Raw genomic sequence first — 21,242 nt, forward strand, 5'->3', positions numbered from 1 at the left:
CCCCAATATTTAGCTGCATCAAATCGGGCGACTGCCGAGCGGCGGCCGCCTGACGCTTCAGAAATGGATTAACCGAGCCAGATCGTTGAACAGCGCGATCGCCGACAATGCGACGATGCAGATCAACCCGGCTCTTTGCAGAATCAGCTGCCAGCGCTCCGAGACGGCTTTCCCGGTCGCGGCTTCAACCGCATAATATAACAGATGCCCCCCGTCCAAAACGGGAATCGGCAACAAGTTCAGGACGCCAAGGCTAATGCTGACAAGGGCGAGGAACGACAGGAACGCCGACGGTCCGAGCCGCGCGCTCTTGCCCGCGTAGTCGGCGATCGTCACCGGGCCGGACAGGTTCTTCAGCGACGCGTTGCCCGTGATCATGCGCCCGAACATCTTCAGCGAATACACGGAGATGTCCCACGTGCGGTGCGCGCCGAGCCGCAGGCTCTCGATCGGCCCGTAGCGCACGTCGACGGACGGCGCGTGCATCGACAGCGCCGCGCCGATCCGGCCGACCTGCTGCCCCGATTCGTCGTCGCGCTGCATCTGCGGCACGATCGACACCGTCTGCGCGGCGCCGTTGCGCTCGATCCGCAGGTCGAGCGCCTGCCCCGCATGGTGCTTCACCGAATCGATGAAACGCGTCGCGCCGCCGATCGGCTTGCCGTCGAGCGCCAGCAGCGTGTCGCCGGCCTTCAGGCCGGCCTGCTCCGCCGCGCTGCCCGGCTGCACGGAAGCGATCGACAGCGTGCCGCCGCCGGTCTCGAAGCCCAGATGGGCCATGAAATCGTCGTCGAGCTGACTGTCGGGAACCTGGCGGAGGTCGACGCGGAAATCGAACGTCGTGTTGCCGTCGCGTGCGCCGAGCACGATCTCGCGGTGATCGAACGCGGCCGACAGCAGCTTCCAGCGCAGGTCCGACCACGACCGCACCGGCTCGGACTCGCCGCCCTGCGCGTCGCCGGTGCGCGCGTCGCGGATCGACACGACCGTCTCGCCGCCGTCGAAGCCCGCACGGGCCGCCACCGTTCCGGCGGCCGGCGGCGCGACGACCGCGGCCGGCTCGGTCACGCCGGTGGCAAACACGATCGAGAACAGCGCGATTGCCAACAGGAAGTTCGCAATCGGGCCGGCCGCGACGATCGCGATCCGCTTGTAGACGGACTGCCGGTTGAACGCCTGCCCGAGTTCGTCGGGCCGGATGCCGGGGCCCGGATCGCGCTCGTCGAGCATCTTCACGTAGCCGCCAAGCGGCAGCGCGGACAGCGTCCACTCGGTGCCCGTGCGGCGGCTGACCCAGCGTGCGACGGGCTGGCCGAAGCCGATGGAGAATCGCAGGACCTTCACGCCGCACCAGCGCGCGACACGATAGTGCCCGTACTCATGCACGACGACCAGTACCCCGATCGCCACCGCAAACGCGACCAGTTCGACCAGCACGTTCATGAGCACTCCATTCAGACGGTACGCTCCACGCGTGGCGCAGGCGCTTTTGCAATGATTTCGGCGGCGAGGCGGCGTGCCTCGGCGTCCGCCGCCAGGACGTCGTCGAGCCCGTCGGGCGCACGGTTCGGCAGCGCGTTGAGCACCGCGTCGACCGTCGCCGCGATCGCCATGAAGCCGATCCGGCGCTCGAGAAATGCTTCGACCGCAACCTCGTTCGCCGCGTTCAATGCGGCGCTCGCGATGCCGCCTTCCTCGAGCGCCTTCAGCGCGAGCGCGAGGCACGGGAAGCGCGCGTAATCGGGCTTCTCGAACGACAGCTGCGCGATCTGCGCGAGGTCGAGCGGGCCGACGCCCGCGTCGACGCGCTCGGGGAACGCGAGCGCGTGCGCGATCGGCGTGCGCATGTCGGGGTTGCCGAGCTGCGCGAGCACCGAGCCGTCACGGTACGACACGAGCGAATGGATCACGCTCTGCGGATGGATCAGCACGTCGATGCGATCGCCCGGCAACCCGAAGATCCAGTGCGCCTCGATCACCTCGAGGCCCTTGTTCATCATCGTCGCCGAATCGACCGAGATCTTGCGGCCCATCACCCAGTTCGGATGCTTGCACGCCTCGTCCGGCGTCACGTCGGCGAGCGTGGCCGGTTCGCGCGTGCGGAACGGGCCGCCCGACGCGGTCAGGATGATCTTCGAGATCCCGCCGTGCTCGGCCGCGTCGCGCGGCATGCACTGGAAGATCGCGTTGTGTTCGCTGTCGACCGGCAGCAGGATCGCGCCATGATCGCGCACGGCGTCCATGAAGATCGCGCCCGACATCACGAGCGATTCCTTGTTCGCGAGCAGGATCCGCTTGCCGGCGCGCGCGGCCGCGAGGCTCGGCGCGAGGCCGGCCGCGCCGACGATCGCCGCGACCACCGTATCGCAGCCGTCGCTCTTCGACACGTCGACGAGCGCCTGCGGGCCGTACAGCACGGTCGTCTTGCTGCCCGCCGCGCGCAGCTTCGCCTCGACGTGCGCGGCCGTCGCGGCATCGCCGACCACCGCCACTTCGGGCGCGAAGCGCAGACACTGCTCGACGAGCTTGTCGCCGTTGCGGTGCGCGGTCAGCGCGTAGACCGAGAAGCGTTCGGGATGGCGCGCGACCACGTCGAGCGTGCTGTCTCCGATCGAGCCCGTGGAACCGAGCAATGTCAGACGTTTTTGCATAAAAGAATGAATGGTTTAACCAAGCAGCAGCATCGCGAGCGGCAGCACCGGCAGCAGCGCGTCGACCCGGTCGAGCACGCCGCCATGGCCCGGCAGCAGTCCGCTCGAATCCTTCACGCCCGCCTGCCGCTTCAACAGTGACTCGAACAGGTCGCCGATCACGCTGTACACGACCAGCAGCGTCAGCGCGGCCCACGCGCCGGGCATCCCGTAGCGGGCGGCAAATGCGGAAAACAGGGTCGGCTCGAACGCATGCGCGGCCATCGCGACACCGGCGACGATCATCACGGCCAGCCAGCCGCCGATCGCGCCTTCCCAGCTCTTGCCGGGGCTGATCGTCACGGCCAGTTTACGCTTTCCGAAGGCCTTGCCCGCGAAGTATGCGCCGATATCGGCCAGCCAGACGACCAGCAGCAGCGACAGCACGAACGGCACGCCCTGCGCGCGTGCCGCGACAAGCGCATGCCAGCAGGCCGCGAACACGAACAGGCCGGCGGCGAGCAGGAACGGCCGCCAGACGCCGCCCGCGAGTTCGGGCTTGCGCCGCAGCGCGAACGGACCGACCAGCAGCCAGAACACGCCGGCTGCCATGAAAAGGGGACGGGATCCGGCCGCGTCGATGCCGAGCGGCGTGGTGGCCGCCAGCGCAAGCGCCGCGACGACCGCATAGACGACGGAGCCGGCGCCGCCGAGTTTCAGCAGGCGCGCCCACTCCCACGCGGCGAACACGAGCACGGCGCCGATCAGCGCGCCGAACGCCGTGAGCGGCGCGAACAGCGTCACCGGCAGCAGCACTGCCAGCATCACGATCGCCGTGATCACACGGGTTTTCAGCATGAAAGGGAGTCGGCGTTCTGCGATTGCGGTTCGAGCTGCGCACTCGTGCGCCCGAAACGGCGCTCGCGCTCGGTATACGACGCCAACGCGTCGGCCAGGGCCGCGCCGTCGAAATCCGGCCAGTATTTGTCGGTGAAATAGAACTCGGCGTACGCGAGCTGCCACAGCAGGAAGTTGCTGACGCGCTGCTCGCCGCCCGTACGGATGAAGAGATCGGGCTCCGGCGCATAGGCCATCGCCAGGTGCGGCGCGAATGCGTCCTCGGTCACCTCGACCTCGCGCCCCTCGCGCACGGCCTGCTCGACGAGCTTCTTCGTCGCTTGCAGGATGTCCCACCGGCCGCCGTAGTTGGCCGCGATGGTGAGCGTCAGGCGCGTATTGCGCGCCGTCTTGGTTTCGGCGCGGCGGATCAGCTCGCGGATGCGCGGCTCGAAACGGTCGAGATCGCCGACGACACGCAGGCGGATCCCGTTTGCATGCAGCTTGCCGACCTCGCGCTCGAGCGCGGTGATGAACAGCCGCATCAGGAACGACACTTCGTCGTTCGGCCGGCGCCAGTTTTCGGAACTGAACGCGAACAGCGTCAGGTATTCGACACCGGCGCGCGCGCAACCTTCGACCACTGCCCGTACGGCATCGACGCCGCGGGTGTGCCCCGCGACGCGCGGCAAGCGGCGTTCGGTCGCCCAACGGCCATTGCCGTCCATGATGATCGCGATGTGACGCGGCACGACGCCGACGTCAGGCACGCGAACGGTAGAGCTGGTATAGGTCATGGCCGTTGAGACAGTAATGCGGGAGGAAGGCGGCGCGCGAGGACGGTCGTCAGACCGTCATGATCTCGGCTTCCTTGGTCTGCACGAGCTTGTCGATTTCGGCGACGTGCTTGTCGGTCAGCTTCTGCACGTCGTCGCTCGCACGGCGCTCGTCGTCTTCCGAGATTTCCTTGTCCTTCACGAGCTTCTTGAGCGCTTCGTTCGCGTCGCGGCGCAGGTTGCGGATCGCGACCTTGGCCGTCTCGCCTTCGCCCTTCACGACCTTGGTCAGCTCGCGGCGGCGCTCTTCCGTCAGCGCGGGCATCGGCACGCGGATCAGGTCGCCGGCCGTTGCCGGGTTCAGGCCCAGGTCGGCTTCGCGGATGGCCTTCTCGACCTTCGCGACCATGTTCTTTTCCCACGGCTGCACGCCGATCGTGCGCGCGTCGACGAGCGTCAGGTTCGCGACCTGCGAGATCGGCACCATCGAGCCGTAGTAGTCGACCTGCACGTGATCGAGCAGACCGGTGTGTGCACGGCCCGTACGGATCTTGGCCAGATCGTTCTTGAACGCTTCGATCGAGCGCTGCATCTTTTGCTCGACGCCCTTCTTGGTATCAGCGACACTCATTTCAACCTCCGAACCTTCAAACCTTCAAAGAACGCGGGCCCCGCCCGGCGCAGGAGATACGCCGCGGCCGATGACCCGCATCCGCGGGAGTTTACACGTGGACGAGCGTACCTTCGTCCTCGCCCAGCACGATGCGCTTGAGCGCGCCCGGCTTGTTGATCGAAAACACGCGAATCGGCAGCTTCTGGTCGCGGCACAGCGCAAAGGCCGTCGCGTCCATCACCTGCAGGTTGCGGCTGATCGCCTCGTCGAAAGTGATCGTCGTGTAGCGCGTAGCCGACGGATCCTTCTTCGGATCGGCAGAATATACGCCATCGACCTTGGTTGCCTTCAGCACGACCTCGGCACCCACTTCCGACCCGCGCAGCGCGGCGGCGGTATCCGTCGTGAAGAACGGGTTGCCGGTACCGGCCGCGAAGATCACGACGCGGCCTTCCTCGAGCTGGCGGATCGCGCGGGGCCGGATGTACGGCTCGACGACCTGGTCCATGCGCAGCGCGGACTGCACGCGCGCCTCGATGCCGGCGTGGCGCATCGCGTCCTGCAGCGCCAGCGCGTTCATCATCGTCGCGAGCATCCCCATGTAGTCGGCCGTCGCGCGGTCCATGCCGGCCGCGCCGCCCGCGACACCGCGGAAAATATTACCGCCACCGATCACGACCGCGAGCTGCGTACCGAGACGCACGACTTCGGCGATATCGGCCACCATCCGTTCGATCGTCGCGCGATTGATGCCGAAGGCATCGTCGCCCATCAGCGCTTCGCCGGAGAGTTTGAGGAGGACGCGTTTATAGGCATTGGACATAGGGGCTTCCGAGCGACGAGAGGATGACAACCACGAACTGTAGGGGCGAAATACTGATTCGGGCAAGCGCCGCCGACCGGACCGGGATTCCCGGCCGGCCGGCGGCGGCGCCGGCCGCGGCGGAGCGGACGCCCGCCGCGGATACTGCCTGACTGCTTACTGCTGCTTTGCTGCTGCGACTTGCGCGGCCACTTCGGCGGCGAAGTCGTCCTGGCGCTTCTCGATGCCCTCGCCGACGACGAACAGCGCGAACTTCTGCACGGCGGCATTGGCTGCCTTCAGCATCTGCTCGATCGTCTGCTTGTCGTTCTTCACGAACGTCTGGTTCAGCAGCGACACTTCCTTCAGGTACTTCTGGACGCTACCGTCGACCATCTTCGCGACGATTTCGGCCGGCTTGCCCGATTCGGCAGCCTTCTGCTCGGCCACGCGGCGTTCCGTTTCGATCAGTTCCGCCGGCACGTCGGCCGACGACAGCGCGACCGGCTTCATGGCCGCGATGTGCATCGCGACGTCCTTGCCGACCTGCTCTTCCGCGCCCGTGTACTCGACGATCACGCCGATCCGCGCGCCGTGCAGGTAGGTGGCGATCTTGTTCGCGGTTTCGAAACGGACGAAACGGCGGATCGACACGTTCTCGCCGATCTTGCCGATCAGTGCCAGACGCACCGCGTCGACCGTCGAACCGTCGAGCGGCAGCGCCGACAGCGCAGCCACGTCGGCCGGGTTTTGCGTCGCGACGAGCTCCGCCACCGTCTTCGAGAATGCGAGGAAGTCGTCGTTCTTCGCGACGAAGTCGGTTTCGCAGTTCAGTTCGACCAGCGCGCCTGCGTTGCCGCCGACGAACGATGCGACGACGCCTTCGGCCGTCACGCGCGATGCCGCCTTGCTCGCCTTGTTGCCGAGCTTGACGCGCAGCAGCTCTTCAGCCTTGGCCAGGTCGCCGTCGGCTTCCGTCAGCGCCTTCTTGCACTCCATCATCGGTGCGTCGGTCTTCGCGCGCAGTTCTGCCACCATGCTTGCGGTAATTGCCGCCATCATTCGCTCCTTGAGTCTGTATTCACAACGCCGCCCGCTTGGACGCGAACGGCCGAGATTCGTTTCCGGACCCGCGCCGATTCGGCGCGATCAGGTCCGGCGCACAAGCTTAAAAAAAGGGGGCCTGTTGAGAGCCCCCTTTTTGCGCCGGCTCGGGGCCAGTTACGCGTTTTCCTCGACGTACTCGTCGTCGCCGCGTGCGGCCTGGACCACTTCGTTGACCGCGTTCGCACGGCCTTCGAGGATCGCGTCGGCCACGCCTTCGGCGTACAGCGCGACTGCCTTGCTCGAGTCGTCGTTACCCGGGATCACGTAGTCCACACCTTCCGGCGAGTGGTTCGTATCGACCACGGCGATGACCGGCACGCCCAGCTTGTTCGCTTCCGTGACGGCAATCTTGTGGTAGCCGACGTCGACGACGAAGATGGCGTCCGGAATGCCGCCCATGTCCTTCACGCCGCCGATCGACTTCTGCAGCTTCGCGATTTCGCGTTCGAACAGCAGCGCTTCCTTCTTGCTCATCTTCTCGAGCTCGCCTGCCTCGACCGCCGCTTCCATGTCCTTCAGGCGCTTGATCGATACCTTCAGCGTCTTGAAGTTGGTCATCATGCCGCCGAGCCAGCGTGCGTTGACGTACGGCATGCCTGCGCGCTGCGCTTCCTGGGCGATCGTGTCACGCGATTGACGCTTCGTGCCGACGAACAGGATCGTGCCGCGGTTCGCTGCCAGCTGGCGCACGTACTTCTGTGCGTCCGTGAACATCGGCAGCGTCTTTTCGAGGTTGATGATGTGAATCTTGTTGCGGTGACCGAAAATGAACGGAGCCATCTTCGGGTTCCAGAAGCGCGTCTGGTGACCGAAGTGGACACCCGCTTCCAGCATTTGGCGCATCGTAACTGCCATGTAAATTCTCCACGAGGGTTGGGTCTTAAGCCGGCCGCCGTACCGCCGCGCGAACCCGCCCCGAAGGGCGCGAATTCCGCGCGGCCGGCACCCTGGTTGCGCCGGCTTGCGATTCGGCACGCGCAAAACGCCCGTGCCGCAAGCCTTTCATCGCCATGCCGCCCCAAAATGAGGCAAGTTCGGCATTTGGACATCGACTTAGCCAAAGAGTATAGCACGCCGAGTTGTCCGCCCTCAAGTCGCCCGACACTTTCGCTGCCGCGCGCCAGCCGGCCGGACAATCCGCGAAAACCCGCATCCGCGCGGCCGGCAGGGGCTGCGAGGGCAGCCATAAGGTGCGATAATCCGTCAATTCACCGCATTCCAGGCATACCTCGATGGCTATTACGCTCAAAAACGAACACGATATCGCGGAGATGCGCGTCGCCTGCCGTCTCGCGAGCGAAGTGCTCGATTTCATCACGCCGCACGTCGTCGCGGGCGTCACGACCGCCGAACTCGACCGTCTCTGCCACGAGTTCATGCTCAACGAACAGGGCACGATCCCCGCGCCGCTGAACTACCAGCCGCCCGGCTATCCGCCGTACCCGAAGGCCACCTGCATTTCGGTCAACGACGTGATCTGTCACGGCATTCCCGGCGAGAAGGTGATCAAGAACGGCGATGCGCTGAACATCGACATCACCGTGATCAAGAACGGCTACTTCGGCGACACCAGCCGGATGTTCATCGTCGGCGAAGGTTCGATCCTCGCGAAGCGCCTCGTGCAGACCACCTACGAGTGCATGTGGCTCGGCATCGACCAGGTCAAGCCCGGCGCGCACCTCGGCGACATCGGCTACGCGATCCAGAAGCACGCGGAAGCGCAGGGCTACAGCGTCGTGCGCGAATACTGCGGCCACGGCATCGGCACGGTGTTCCACGAGGATCCGCAGGTCGTCCATTACGGCCGCCCGGGCACCGGCATCGAGCTGAAGGCCGGGATGATCTTCACGATCGAGCCGATGATCAACGCCGGCAAGCGCGACATCCGCACGATGCCCGACCAGTGGACGGTCAAGACGCGCGACCGCAGCCTGTCGGCGCAGTGGGAGCACACGGTGCTCGTCACCGAAACCGGCTACGAGGTGCTGACCGTGTCGGCCGGCACGCCGGCGCGCCCCGTGTTCGCGCAACCGGCTGCCGCGGTCTGAGCGCCGTCGCGCCCGCCCGCCCCGCCCGCACCTGAACGGCTGCCCATGAGCGCTCACGCCGCCCCCTCGCCCGACGCGCTGTCGCGGCGCGCCGAATTCAAGGCCGCCAAGACGGAGTTGCTCGAGCGTTTTCGCCACGCAACGACCGTGGCATCGCTGATGCACGCGCTGTCGAAACTCACCGACGATGCGCTCAAGCGCGTGTGGGACGACTGCGGGCTGCCCGCGACGCTCGCGCTCGTCGCCGTCGGCGGCTACGGGCGCGGCGAGCTCGCGCCCTATTCCGACGTCGATATCCTCGTGCTGCTGCCCGATGCGCACGACCCGGCGCTCGACGCGCGCATCGAGCGCTTCATCGGGATGGCGTGGGATCTCGGCCTCGAGATCGGCAGCAGCGTGCGCACGGTCGCGCAGTGCATCGAGGAGGCGTCGCAGGACGTCACGGTGCAGACCTCGCTGCTGGAGGCGCGCCGCATCGTCGGCAGCACCGCGCTGTTCGAGCGCTTCACGGTGCGCTACCACGAGGCGCTCGACGCCCGCGCGTTCTTCACCGCGAAGGTGCTCGAGATGCGCCAGCGCCACGCGAAGTTCCAGGACACGCCGTACAGTCTCGAGCCGAACGTGAAGGAAAGCCCCGGCGGGCTGCGCGACCTGCAGACGATCCTGTGGATCGCGCGCGCGGCGGGCTTCGGCAGCAGTTGGCGCGAACTCGACACGCGCGGCCTCATCACCGATCGCGAAGCACGCGAGCTGCGCCGCAACGAGGGCTTCCTGAAGACGCTGCGCGCGCGGCTGCACGTGATCGCCGGCCGCCGCCAGGACATGCTCGTGTTCGACCTGCAGACGCAGGCCGCCGAGAGCTTCGGCTACCAGCCGACGCAGACCAAGCGAGCGAGCGAGCAGCTGATGCGCCGCTACTACTGGGCCGCGAAGGCCGTCACGCAGCTCGCGACGATCCTGATCCAGAACATCGAGGCGCAGCTCTTCCCCGCGACGAGCGGCATCACGCGCGTGCTGTCGCCCGATCGCTTCGTCGAGAAGCAGGGGATGCTCGAGATCGTCGACGACGGCGTGTTCGAGCGTCATCCCGACGCGATCCTCGAAGCGTTCCTGCTGTACGAGACGACCCGCGGCGTGAAGGGCTTCTCCGCCCGCACGCTGCGCGCGCTGTACAACTCGCGCGAAATCATGAACAACGCGTGGCGCCGCGATCCGCAGAACCGCGACACGTTCATGCGGATCCTGCAGCAGCCCGAGGGCATCACGCACGCGTTCCGGCTGATGAACCAGACGAGCGTGCTCGGCCGCTATCTGCTGAACTTCCGCCGCATCGTCGGCCAGATGCAGCACGACCTGTACCACGTGTACACGGTCGACCAGCACATCCTGATGGTGTTGCGCAATATCCGCCGCTTCGCGGTGGCCGAGCATGCGCACGAATACCCGTTCTGCAGCCAGCTGATCGGCAACTTCGAGCGCCCGTGGGTGCTGTATGTCGCGGCGCTGTTCCACGACATCGCGAAGGGCCGCGGCGGCGACCATTCGACGCTCGGGATGGCCGATGCGCGGCGCTTCTGCCGCGAGCACGGCATCGCCGGCGACGACGCGTCGCTGATCGTGTGGCTCGTCCAGCATCACCTGACGATGAGCCAGGTCGCGCAGAAACAGGACACGAGCGACCCCGAGGTCATCAAGCGCTTTGCCGAAGTCGTCGGCAACGAACGCTACCTCACCGCGCTGTACCTGCTGACCGTCGCCGATATCCGCGGCACGAGCCCGAAGGTGTGGAACACGTGGAAGGGCAAGCTGCTCGAGGACCTGTACCGCATCACGCTCGCGGTGCTCGGCGGCGCGAACCCCGACGCGCACTCGGAGCTGAAGTCGCGGCAGGAACAGGCGCTCGCGCTGCTGCGCCTCGAGACCGTGCCCGACGACGCGCATCGCGCGCTGTGGGATCAGCTCGACGTCGGCTTCTTCCTGCGTCACGATGCGGCCGACATCGCGTGGCAGACGCGCGTGCTGTACCGGCACGTGAACGCCGAAACCGCGATCGTCCGCGCGCGGCCGTCGCCGATCGGCGACGCGCTGCAGGTGCTCGTGTACGTGAAGGATCGCCCCGACCTGTTCGCGGGCATCTGCGCGTATTTCGACCGCAACGGGCTGTCGGTGCTCGATGCACGCGTCAGCACGACGCGGCACGGTTATGCGCTCGACAACTTCATCGTCACGCAGACCGAACGCGACGTGCGTTACCGCGACATCGCGAATCTCGTCGAGCAGCAGCTCGCGACGCGGCTTGCCGAAACCGCCCCGCTGCCGGAGCCGTCCAAGGGCCGCCTGTCGAGGCTGTCGCGGACGTTTCCGATCACGCCGCGCGTCGACCTGCGGGCCGACGAGCGCGGCCAGTACTACATCCTGTCCGTGTCGGCCAACGACCGGCCGGGCCTTCTCTATTCGATCGCGCGCGTACTCGCCGAGCATCGGGTCGGCGTCCATGCGGCGCGGATCAATACGCTCGGCGAGCGCGTCGAAGACATCTTCCTGCTCGCGGGCGCCGGCCTGTCCGACAACCGCCTGCAGATCCAGCTCGAAACCGAATTGCTGCGTGCGATCGCAGTCTGAATTAATTCCAGCGTTTATGCGCACCAAACTAACCGTCAAGAATCCGAAGCCGGCGTCGCCGACCCGCGCCCCTGTCCGCTCCGGCAGCCTCGTCGCCCGCAAGGCGGTGCGTCCCGCCGCGCCGCCCGCGGGGGACAAACCGGCCCGTCCGAAGAAGGCCGCCCCGGCCGCCGCTGGCGAACGCTCGTTCAAGCCGCGCGGCGCCGCCGGCGCCGAGCGCCCGGGCACGGATCGCGCACCGGCCAAGCGTGCGCCGCGTGACGGCGGTGCCGAACGCGGCACGCGCGCGCCTTATCGCGACAACGCCGCCGGCGAAGGTGCGAAGCGCAGCTTCGGCGACCGCCGCCCGTCGTCCGATCGTCCGCCGCGTCGCGATGACGATGCCCGCCCGCGCCGCGCGGGTGGCGATGACGACAAACGCCCGTCCTATCGCGACAAGGCTGCCGGCGAAGGCGCAAAACGCAGCTTCGGCGACCGCCGCCCGTCGTCCGATCGTCCGCCGCGTCGCGATGACGATGCCCGCCCGCGCCGCGCGGGTGGCGACGACGACAAACGCCCGTCCTATCGCGACAAGGCTGCCGGCGAAGGTGCAAAGCGCAGCTTCGGCGACCGCCGCCCGTCGTCCGATCGTCCGCCGCGTCGTGACGACGATGCTCGCCCGCGCCGCGCGGGTGGCGACGACGACAAACGCCCGTCCTATCGCGACAAGGCTGCCGGCGAAGGTGCAAAGCGCAGCTTCGGCGACCGCCGCCCGTCGTCCGATCGTCCGCCACGCCGCGATGACGATGCGCGCCCGCGCCGCGCAGGCGCCGACGACGGCAAGCGCCCGTCCTATCGCGACAAGGCTGCCGGCGAAGGCGCAAAGCGCAGCTTCGGCGACCGCCGCCCGTCGTCCGACCGTCCGCCGCGTCGTGACGACGATGCCCGCCCGCGCCGCGCGGGTGGCGACGACGACAAACGCCCGTCCTATCGCGACAAGGCATCCGGCGAAGGCGCAAAACGCAGCTTCGGCGACCGCCGCCCGTCGTCCGATCGTCCGCCGCGCCGCGATGACGATGCGCGCCCGCGCCGCGCAGGCGACGACGACGGCAAGCGTCCGTCCTATCGCGACAAGGCATCCGGCGAAGGCGCGAAGCGCAGCTTCGGCGACCGTCCGGCTCGTCCCGCACGCGATGGCGAGCGCCGCTCGTTCGGCGCGGTCAAGACCGCGCAACCGGTCAAGCGTGCGTCGGCCGACGTCGACTACGGCGACGAAACGGGCCTGATGCGCCTGTCGAAGCGGATGTCCGAGCTCGGCATGTGCTCGCGCCGCGAAGCCGACGAATGGATCGAAAAAGGCTGGGTGCTCGTCGACGGCGAACGCATCGACACGCTCGGCACCAAGGTCCGCGCGGACCAGAAGATCGAGATCGACGAGCGCGCGAGCGCCGCGCAGGCCGCGCAGGTGACGATCCTGCTGCACAAGCCGGTCGGCTACGTCTCGGGTCAGGCCGAAGACGGCTACGAGCCGGCGGCCGTGCTGATCACGCGCGCGAACCGCTGGAGCGGCGACCATTCGCCGGTGCGCTTCTCGCCGCAACACCTGCACGCGCTCGCGCCGGCCGGCCGGCTCGACATCGACTCGACCGGCCTGCTCGTGCTGACGCAGAACGGCGTGATCGCGAAGCAGTTGATCGGCGAGCAGTCGGACATCGACAAGGAGTACCTGGTGCGCGTGCGCTTCGGCGAGCGGCTCATCGACATCGACCAGCACTTCCCGGCGGAATCGCTCGCGAAGCTGCGCCACGGCCTCGAACTCGACGGCGTCGCGCTGAAGCCCGCGATGGTCAGTTGGCAGAACGGCGAGCAACTGCGCTTCGTGCTGCGCGAAGGCAAGAAGCGCCAGATCCGCCGCATGTGCGAACTGGTCGGCCTCGACGTGATCGGCCTGAAGCGCGTGCGCATGGGCCGCGTGATGCTCGGCGCGCTGCCGCAAGGCCAATGGCGCTACCTGTCGGCCGACGAGACGTTCTGAGCGCGGGCACACCCGGTGCGCCATGCAATGAAAAAGCCCGCGCAAGCGGGCTTTTTTCTTGTCCGCCGGACGCGGACGATCAATCGTCGTCGGTCGGGTCGAGCCCCGGGAACAGCACCTCGGTGAAGCCGAAGCGCGTGAAGTCGGTGATCCGCATCGGATACAGCTTGCCGATCAGGTGATCGTATTCATGCTGGACCACGCGCGCGTGGAACCCGTCGGCGACGCGGTCGATCTTCGCGCCGAACTGGTCGAAGCCGCTGTAGCGCACCTTCGCGTAGCGGCTGACGACGCCGCGCATGCCCGGCACCGACAGGCAGCCTTCCCAGCCCTCTTCCATGTCCGGCGGCATGTACTCGACCTTCGGGTTGATCAGCACGGTCTCCGGCACCGGCGGCGCGTCCGGGTAGCGGTTGTTGTTGCCGAAGCCGAAGATGATGATCTGCAGGCCGATGCCGATCTGCGGCGCGGCCAGCCCGGCGCCGTTCGCGTGATGCATCGTCTCGAACATGTCCGCGACGATTTCGTGCAGTTCGGGGGTATCGAACTGCTCGACCGGCTTGGCGATGTCGAGCAGGCGCGGATCGCCCATCTTCAGGATCTCGCGAATCATGGCGTATTGCCCTCCAGGAGTTGGTGCAGACCGTCTTCGTCCAGCACGGGGATGCCGAGTTCCTCGGCCTTCGCGAGCTTGCTGCCGGCTTCGGCGCCCGCGACCACGTAATCCGTCTTCTTCGATACCGAGCCCGCGACCTTCGCGCCCGCCGCCTCGAGCATCTCCTTCGCGGCATCGCGCGTGAGGTTCGGCAGCGTGCCCGTCAGCACGACCGTCTTGCCGGCCAGCACGCCCTGCGGCGCCTTCGGCGCGGGCGGCCCTTCCGGCCACGTGACCTTGCCCGGCGCGCGCAGCTGCTCGATCACCGTCCGGTTGTGCGCTTCCGCGAAGAACTGGTGGATCGACTCGGCGACGATCGGGCCGACGTCGTTGACTTCGAGCAGTTCCTCGATCGACGCGTCCATGATCGGCGTCAGCGAGCCGAAATGCTTCGCGAGATCCTTCGCGGTCGATTCGCCGACGTGGCGGATGCCGAGGCCGTAGATGAAGCGCGCCAGCGTCGTGTGCTTCGCCTTTTCGAGCGAGTCGAGCAGATTCTGCGCGGACTTCTCCGCGAAGCGGTCGAGCTCGGCCAGCGTCGCGAAACCGAGATTGAACAGGTCGGCCGGCGTGCGCACGAGATTCAGCTCGACGAGCTGGTCGATGATCTTCTCGCCGAGCCCGTCGATGTCGAGCGCGCGGCGCTGCGCGAAGTGCCACAGCGCCTGCTTGCGTTGCGCCGGGCAGAACAGGCCGCCCGTGCAGCGGGCGATCGCCTCGTCCGGCAGGCGCTCGATCTTCGAGCCGCACACCGGGCATTCGGTCGGCATCACGAATTCGGCCGCGTCGGCCGGACGCCGGTCGAGCAGCGCGCCGACCACCTCGGGAATCACGTCGCCCGCGCGGCGCACGATCACGGTGTCGCCGATCCGGATGTCCTTGCGGCGCACTTCGTCCTCGTTGTGCAGCGTCGCGTTGGTCACGGTCGCGCCGCCGACGAACACGGGCTCGAGGCGCGCGACCGGCGTGATCGCGCCGGTGCGGCCGACCTGCACGTCGATCGCGACGAGCTTCGTCAGCGCTTCCTGTGCGGGAAACTTGTGCGCGAGCGCGAAGCGCGGCGCACGCGACACGAAGCCCAGGCGCTCCTGCTCGTCGCGCCGGTTGACCTTGTAGACGACGCCGTCGATGTCGTACGGCAGCGACTCGCGCTTCTCGCCGACCTTGCGGAAGAAATCGAGCAAGCCCTCGGCGCCGTGCACGACCGCGCGCTCGCGGTTCACGGGCAGGCCGAGCGACTCGTACCAGTCGAGCAGCGCGCTGTGCGTGTCGGGCATCGGCATCCCGTCGAGCACGCCGATCCCGTACGCGAAGAACGACAGCGGACGCTGCGCGGTGATCTTCGAATCGAGCTGGCGCAGGCTGCCGGCCGCCGCGTTGCGCGGGTTCGCGAATTCGCGCTGCTCGGCCGCGCGCTGGCGTTCGTTCAGGCGTGCGAAATCGCGCTTGAACATCAGCACCTCGCCGCGCACGTCGAGCACGGCCGGTACGTGCTTGCCCTTCAGTTTCAGCGGAATCGAGCGGATCGTGCGCACGTTCTCGGTCACGTCCTCGCCCGTCGTCCCGTCGCCGCGCGTCGAAGCCTGCACGAACACGCCCTGCTCGTAGCGCAGCGAGATCGCGAGACCGTCGAATTTCAGTTCGCACGCGTATTCGACGGGTTCCGTCACCGAGCCGGCGAGATCGGTCGGCTTGTCGAGCGCATCGGCGACACGCTTGTCGAATGCGACGATGTCCTCGTCGGCGAAGCCGTTGTTCAGCGACAGCATCGGCGTGTCGTGGACGACCGGCGTGAAGCCGCCGGCCGCCTCGCCGCCCACGCGCTGCGTCGGCGAATCGGGCGTCACGAGTTCGGGATGGTCGGTTTCGAGCTGCTGCAGTTCGAGGAACAGCCGGTCGTATTCGGCGTCGGGCAGATCCGGCTGGTCGAGCACGTAATAGGCGTGGTTCGCCCGCTCGAGTTGGTCGCGCAGCCACGCGGCACGCGCGTCGGGCTGGCTGGCTGGCGGTTCGGCTTGGGTTCGGGCCATGCTGGCGGCAGATTCGTTCTGAAAAATCGGATGCCCGATTATCTCAGTTTGACGCCGCGACGGGGCGTGCAATGCAAGCCCGACGAGCGTGTTGCGGCGCACACGGAAGGGTGCGCGCCGCAGCGGCGAACGGTGGCGCGCACGCCCGCCGTCCGCGCCGTTGCGTTACTGGCTGAAGAGGCGGCGCGTGACGGCCGAACCGGCCGGGATGCCGGCTTCCTCGAGCTTCGCGTACAACTTCATCAGCTGCTGCTCGATCGCGAGCAGCGTCGATTCCGGCAGCGGCCGGCGCGAATCGTCGACGACGCGCGCGCCGATCCGTTCGGACAGCGATTTCGCGTAGTCGCACATCAACCGGAACGGCAGGATGTCCTCTTCGGCGACCGGCACGTCGAGCACCAGCGTGATCATGTTGCCGCCCTTGTAGGTCAGGTCGTCGCGCAGGAAGTTCGTGTCACCGAACTGCAGCATGAACACCGGGTTCTGCTTCGCGTCGAGCTTCACGAACCGCGTGCCGTCACGCGACAGCAGCAGCCCGTCCTGCGACGCGACCGCCTGCACGTAGTTCGCCGACCACGGCGCGCCGTCCGACATCACGTTGATCGACAGCTGCGCGTCGCACTGCGCGGCGAACGCGTCGAGCTCGCGCGCCATCGCGACCGTTTCCATCATGTCCGGGAATTCCGGTGCGCCGTCGATCGTGTCGGCGAACTGCTGGACGCCCGTCACGAATTCCGAGAATTCGAGTTCGTTCAGCGCGCCGCTGCGGTTCGCGAGCTGCGCGGCCGCGCGCAGTTCCTCGTAGCGCACGCCGTTCTGCAGCAGCTCCCACTGGCCGCCTTCCGGCTTGCCTTCGATGTGCACGGGCTTGCTGCCCGCGCGGCGCAGCCGCTGCGCGGCCGGCAGGATCTTGTCGCCCGGCAGCGGCCCGGCGAGGCGGATCGGCACGATGCAATCGATCCGGCGATCGACGATCGCGGGCGGCGCCGACGAAATCGTCGTCGCGGCCGGGATCACGGGTTCGGTCGGCTCGGCCGGTTCGGCCGCCTCGCCGGTTGCCGCGTGCTCGGCGGCGTGTGCGGCCGCTTCACCGGCGGCCGGTTCGATCGCCTCGGACGGCGTATCGCCGCCGGTCGCCTCGGCCTGCAGATCGGCCGGCGTGTCGGCCGGTGCGACCCCGCCGAACGTCGGTTCGACGCGCGCGACATCCGCCGACGCAGCGGCGGCGGCCGCGGCCGCGACCGGGGCCGCGGGCTCGCGGCGCACCGGCTGACGCACCGGCTCGATGAACGGCAACTCTTCGTCGCGCTCGGGGCGGTTCATCGCCTCGGCCGCTTCCTCCGGCATCGGGCGCGGCATCCTGCGCCGTACTTTCGCGCCCTGCCACGCGTTGTAGACCACGACGCCGCCCACCACGACAGCACCCGCGCCGATCAAACCGAGTGTCAACTCGTCCATGCACGCTCCATCAGCAATTCTTTTTGTCGGGACCGCGAACGGGCGCGTCATGCGCCGCGCGAACGCGATCCGGTTTCGTCAAACGTCAATTCTGGGCAAAACCCGCGGCCGTTTCCATGTCCACCGCGACGATCCGCGACACGCCCTGCTCCTGCATCGTCACGCCGATCAGTTGCTGCGCCATTTCCATCGCGATCTTGTTGTGCGAGATGAACAGGAACTGCGTCTTGTCGGACATCGCGCGCACGAGATTCGCGAAACGCTCGGTGTTCGCGTCGTCGAGCGGCGCGTCGACCTCGTCGAGCAGACAGAACGGCGCCGGGTTCAGCTGGAACATCGCAAACACCAGCGCGGTCGCAGTCAGCGCCTTCTCGCCGCCCGACAGCAGGTGAATCGTCGCGTTCTTCTTGCCCGGCGGCTGCGCCATCACCTGCACGCCGGCATCGAGAATCTCGTCGCCCGTCATGATCAGCTTCGCCTGGCCGCCGCCGAACAGACGCGGGAACAGGTCGCTGAAATGGCGGTTGACCTCGTCGAAGGTGCCCTGCAGCAGCGTGCGGGTTTCCTGGTCGATCTTGTGGATCGCATCCTCGAGCGTCGTGATCGCGTCGATCAGGTCGGCCGACTGCGCGTCAAGGAACACCTTGCGCTCGCTCGCGGCCTTCAGCTCGTCGAGCGCGGCCATATTCACCGGGCCGAGCGCGTTGATCGCGTTGTTCAGGCGCGTGACTTCGCCCTGCAGGTACGACGGCTTCAGGTCCGGCGTCAGCTTCGCGGACAGCGCGGCCTCGTCGACCTCGGCCGTCGCGAGCTGCTCGGCGAACTGCTCGACGGACAAGCGCGCGGCCTGCTCCTTCAGCTGCAACTCGGTGATGCGGTCGCGCAGCGGCTGCAGCGAGCGCTCGGCCACGAGGCGTTGCTCGTCCGACGCGCGCAGCTTCGCGGTCAGGTCGTCGAGCTCGATCCGTGCGGCCTGCAGCGCCTCTTCCTTCACCGCGCGAATCTCGAGCGCGTCCTGCAGGCCCGTGTGCGCGGTCTGCTCGTTGATCGTCTCGAGTTCGGCGCGCGCGTCTTCGAGCGACCCGGCGACGCGCTCGCTCTGCTCGTGCGCGACCTGGATGCTGCGCTTGAGCTCGTCGATCCGCGTCACCGCGTTGCGCGCGGCGAAGCGCGCGTCGTTCGCGCCGCGCTCGAGGTCGCGCGCTTCCTGGCGCGCCTGCGTCAGCGATTCGTCGAGCGATTCGAATGCGAGCTGGTTGTCTTCGAAGCGCGCCTGCAACTCCGCGAGCTCGCCGTCGAAGCGCTCGAAATTCGCTTCCGATTCCGCGCGCAGCGCGCGCTGCTCCTCGATCTGCGCGCCGATTTCCTCGAGTTCCTCGCGGATCTGCGTGCTGCGCTGCGTGTAACGCTCGTGCGCCTGCGCCAGCTTCAGCACGTCCATCTGCAGCGCGTGCACGCGCTGGGTCGCACGTTCGGCCTGCGCGCGCACGTCGCCGAGCGCCTGCGTGGCCTGCGTGTGCGCGGCTTCCGCACGCACGGCGGCCGTGCGCGCCTCGTCGGCGAGCAATGCCTGCGCGCGCACCTGGCGCGTCAGGTTTTCGATTTCCTGCTGGCGGGCCAGCATCCCGGCCTGCTCCGAATCGGCGGCGTACAGCTGCACGCCGACGCGCGTGACGATATGGCCGGCCTTCACGACGAACGCGCCGCCTGCCGGCAGCTGCGCACGCGCGGCAAGCGCCTGCGCGACGTCGTCGGCGACGTACACGCTGCCGAGCCAGTCGTTGAGCACCGCGCGGATGCCCGCGTCGTCGATGCGCACGAGCGACAGCACCGGACGCAGCCCGGCCACCGCGGCGGGCGGCTCACCGGCCGCGGGCGGCGCGTAGAACGCGAGCTTCGCCGGCGGCGCATCGGTCGCGAACGCCTTCACCCAGTCGAGATTCGACACTTCGAGCGCCGCGAGGCGCTCGCGCAGCACGGCCTCGAGCGCCGCTTCCCAGCCGGCCTCGACGTGCAGCTTCTTCCACAGACGCGGCAACGCGCCCAGCTCGTGCTTGTCGAGCCACGGCTGCACCTTGCCTTCGGTCTGCACGTTTTCCTGCAGCTGCTTCAGCGCGGCAAGGCGCGCCTCGAGCTGGTGGATCTGCGCGGCTTCGGCCTGCACGCGCTCCTGCGCGGCGCGGCGCTCGCCGTCGAGGCGCGGCACGGTTTCCTGCGCGTCGGCCAGGCGCGCCTGCGCTTCGGCGAGGATCTCTTCCTGCTCGGCCAGCTGCATGCGCAGCTCCTCGAGCTGCGCCTCGTCCGGCGCGTCGAGCCCGCCCGCTTCGCTCTTCAGGCGCTCGTGGCGCTGCTGAAGCTGCTGCAGCTGCTGGTCGGCGTTGCGCTGGTGCGCCGCCTCGAGCTTCAGCGACTGCTCGGTCTGCGCGATCCGCGCGCGCTCGTCGTTGAGCTGCGCCTGCGCGTCGCGCCACTTCGCTTCCAGCGCCGGCAGCGCATCGTGCTTCGCGGCCGCGTTGTCTTCGGCGAGCGCGGCCTTTTCGTCGGCCATCGCGCGGGCCTCCTCGGCCTCCTCCAGCTCGTCCTGCGACTTCTCGGCCTGCGCGCGCCATTGCTCGCGCTGCGCGTTCAGCGCGGCGATCTGCGCCTGCACGCGATTGCGCGATTCGACGATGAACTTGATCTCGGCTTCGAGGCGGCTGACCTCGGCGTTGGCCTCGTAGAGCGCGCCCTGCGCGCCCTGCATCGCGTCGCTTGCCGAGTAGTGCGCGACGCGCAGCGTCTCGAGCTGCGCCTCGACTTCGCGCAGCTTCGCCGTCTGCGCCTCGAGGTCGATCTGCGCCTGCTCGATCGCGCGCTGCTGCTTCTGCTGCTCGCCGGCGGCCTCGTTCTTGCGCAGCAGCCACAGCAGGCGCTGCTTCTCCTCGCCGTCGGCGACGAGTTCCTTGTACCGGGTCGCGACGACGGCCTGCGCCTCGAGCTTCTCGAGGTTCGCGCCGAGCTCGCGGACGATGTCCTCGACGCGCGTCAGGTTCTCGCGCGTGTCGTGCAGGCGGTTCTCGGTTTCGCGGCGGCGCTCCTTGTACTTCGACACGCCGGCGGCTTCCTCGAGGAACACGCGCAGCTCTTCCGGCTTCGCCTCGATGATCCGCGCGATCATGCCCTGCCCGATGATCGCGTAGGCGCGCGGCCCGAGGCCCGTGCCGAGGAAGATGTCCTGGATGTCGCGGCGGCGCGCCGGCAGGTTGTTGATGTAGTAGCTCGACGTGCCGTCGCGCGTGAGCACGCGCTTCACGGCGATCTCGCCGTACTGGCCCCACTGCCCGGCCGCGCGGCCGTCGGAGTTGTCGAAGATCAGCTCGACGCTGGCCCGGCTGCCGGGCTTGCGTGCGGTCGAGCCGTTGAAGATCACGTCCTGCATCGACTCGCCGCGCAGCTCGGAGGCGCGCGACTCGCCGAGCACCCAGCGCACGGCATCGATGATGTTGGACTTGCCGCACCCGTTCGGGCCCACCACGCCGACAAGCTGGCCCGGAACCTGGAAATGCGTGGGATCGACGAAGGATTTGAAGCCAGCGAGTTTGATCGAGCTCAGACGCACGGCGGTATCGGATGTGAAGAAGGTGTGAAACGGACGAGGCCGCACTGCGCGG

Annotated in this window: 15 protein-coding genes; 3 read left to right on the forward strand and 12 right to left on the reverse strand. The window is 67.9% G+C overall.

What is annotated here, in order from left to right; genetic code table 11:
* Nucleotides 1-57: 57 nt before the first annotated feature.
* From rseP to rpsB, 8 genes are all read right to left on the reverse strand, one after another.
* Nucleotides 58-1,443 (reverse strand): RIP metalloprotease RseP, encoded by a 1,386-nt coding sequence (gene rseP, locus AC1VVG_RS10570; protein WP_034188844.1) that lies wholly within the window; start codon nucleotides 1,441-1,443, stop codon nucleotides 58-60.
* An 11-nt stretch (nucleotides 1,444-1,454) separates the two neighbouring features.
* Complete coding sequence (locus tag AC1VVG_RS10575) at nucleotides 1,455-2,651, reverse strand: 1-deoxy-D-xylulose-5-phosphate reductoisomerase (protein ID WP_049031464.1); 1,197 nt, start codon at nucleotides 2,649-2,651, stop codon at nucleotides 1,455-1,457.
* A 15-nt stretch (nucleotides 2,652-2,666) separates the two neighbouring features.
* Nucleotides 2,667-3,488 carry a phosphatidate cytidylyltransferase gene (locus AC1VVG_RS10580; protein ID WP_226252863.1) on the reverse strand — a complete coding sequence of 274 codons (822 nt, stop codon included), beginning with the start codon at nucleotides 3,486-3,488 and terminating at the stop codon, nucleotides 2,667-2,669.
* Entirely contained in the window at nucleotides 3,482-4,264 is a 783-nt protein-coding gene (gene uppS / locus AC1VVG_RS10585; protein WP_034188847.1) for a polyprenyl diphosphate synthase, read from the reverse strand. The genes AC1VVG_RS10580 and uppS overlap by 7 nt, the downstream gene beginning before the upstream one ends.
* A 49-nt stretch (nucleotides 4,265-4,313) precedes the next feature.
* Nucleotides 4,314-4,874 (reverse strand): ribosome recycling factor, encoded by a 561-nt coding sequence (gene frr / locus AC1VVG_RS10590; protein WP_027787089.1) that lies wholly within the window; start codon nucleotides 4,872-4,874, stop codon nucleotides 4,314-4,316.
* A 91-nt stretch (nucleotides 4,875-4,965) separates the two neighbouring features.
* Nucleotides 4,966-5,679 carry a UMP kinase gene (gene pyrH, locus AC1VVG_RS10595; protein ID WP_011352459.1) on the reverse strand — a complete coding sequence of 238 codons (714 nt, stop codon included), beginning with the start codon at nucleotides 5,677-5,679 and terminating at the stop codon, nucleotides 4,966-4,968.
* Between the two features lie 156 nt (nucleotides 5,680-5,835).
* Nucleotides 5,836-6,717: a translation elongation factor Ts gene (gene tsf / locus AC1VVG_RS10600; protein ID WP_034188848.1), complete on the reverse strand. Its 882-nt coding sequence runs from the start codon at nucleotides 6,715-6,717 to the stop codon at nucleotides 5,836-5,838.
* 162 nt (nucleotides 6,718-6,879) lie between these two features.
* Nucleotides 6,880-7,620, reverse strand: coding sequence for a 30S ribosomal protein S2 (gene rpsB / locus AC1VVG_RS10605; protein WP_006483818.1), 741 nt, complete (start codon nucleotides 7,618-7,620; stop codon nucleotides 6,880-6,882).
* Nucleotides 7,621-7,997: 377 nt separating this feature from the next.
* On the opposite strand from rpsB, the gene map reads away from it, so the two are divergent.
* The 3 genes from map to AC1VVG_RS10620 are packed head-to-tail and all read left to right on the forward strand — an operon-like array spanning nucleotide 7,998 to nucleotide 13,449.
* Nucleotides 7,998-8,813 carry a type I methionyl aminopeptidase gene (gene map, locus AC1VVG_RS10610; protein WP_012328760.1) on the forward strand — a complete coding sequence of 272 codons (816 nt, stop codon included), beginning with the start codon at nucleotides 7,998-8,000 and terminating at the stop codon, nucleotides 8,811-8,813.
* A gap of 45 nt (nucleotides 8,814-8,858) precedes the next feature.
* Nucleotides 8,859-11,435 (forward strand): [protein-PII] uridylyltransferase, encoded by a 2,577-nt coding sequence (locus tag AC1VVG_RS10615; protein ID WP_034188850.1) that lies wholly within the window; start codon nucleotides 8,859-8,861, stop codon nucleotides 11,433-11,435.
* 16 nt (nucleotides 11,436-11,451) lie between these two features.
* Nucleotides 11,452-13,449 (forward strand): pseudouridine synthase, encoded by a 1,998-nt coding sequence (locus tag AC1VVG_RS10620; protein WP_482835605.1) that lies wholly within the window; start codon nucleotides 11,452-11,454, stop codon nucleotides 13,447-13,449.
* Nucleotides 13,450-13,528: 79 nt separating this feature from the next.
* On the opposite strand, the gene def is transcribed toward AC1VVG_RS10620, so the two are convergent.
* The 4 genes from def to smc form a co-directional block, all read right to left on the reverse strand.
* A complete protein-coding gene (gene def / locus AC1VVG_RS10625; RefSeq protein ID WP_034188851.1) occupies nucleotides 13,529-14,062 on the reverse strand; it encodes a peptide deformylase in 534 nt (177 codons plus the stop codon).
* Entirely contained in the window at nucleotides 14,059-16,134 is a 2,076-nt protein-coding gene (gene ligA / locus AC1VVG_RS10630) for an NAD-dependent DNA ligase LigA (protein ID WP_482835606.1), read from the reverse strand. Before ligA ends, def begins: the two co-directional genes overlap by 4 nt.
* A 165-nt stretch (nucleotides 16,135-16,299) precedes the next feature.
* Nucleotides 16,300-17,592, reverse strand: coding sequence for a cell division protein ZipA C-terminal FtsZ-binding domain-containing protein (locus AC1VVG_RS10635; protein WP_482835607.1), 1,293 nt, complete (start codon nucleotides 17,590-17,592; stop codon nucleotides 16,300-16,302).
* Nucleotides 17,593-17,677: 85 nt separating this feature from the next.
* A complete protein-coding gene (smc, locus tag AC1VVG_RS10640; protein WP_034188854.1) occupies nucleotides 17,678-21,190 on the reverse strand; it encodes a chromosome segregation protein SMC in 3,513 nt (1,170 codons plus the stop codon).
* Nucleotides 21,191-21,242: the final 52 nt, after the last annotated feature.

The sequence above is a fragment of the Burkholderia sp. L-4 genome, assembly GCF_056856535.1.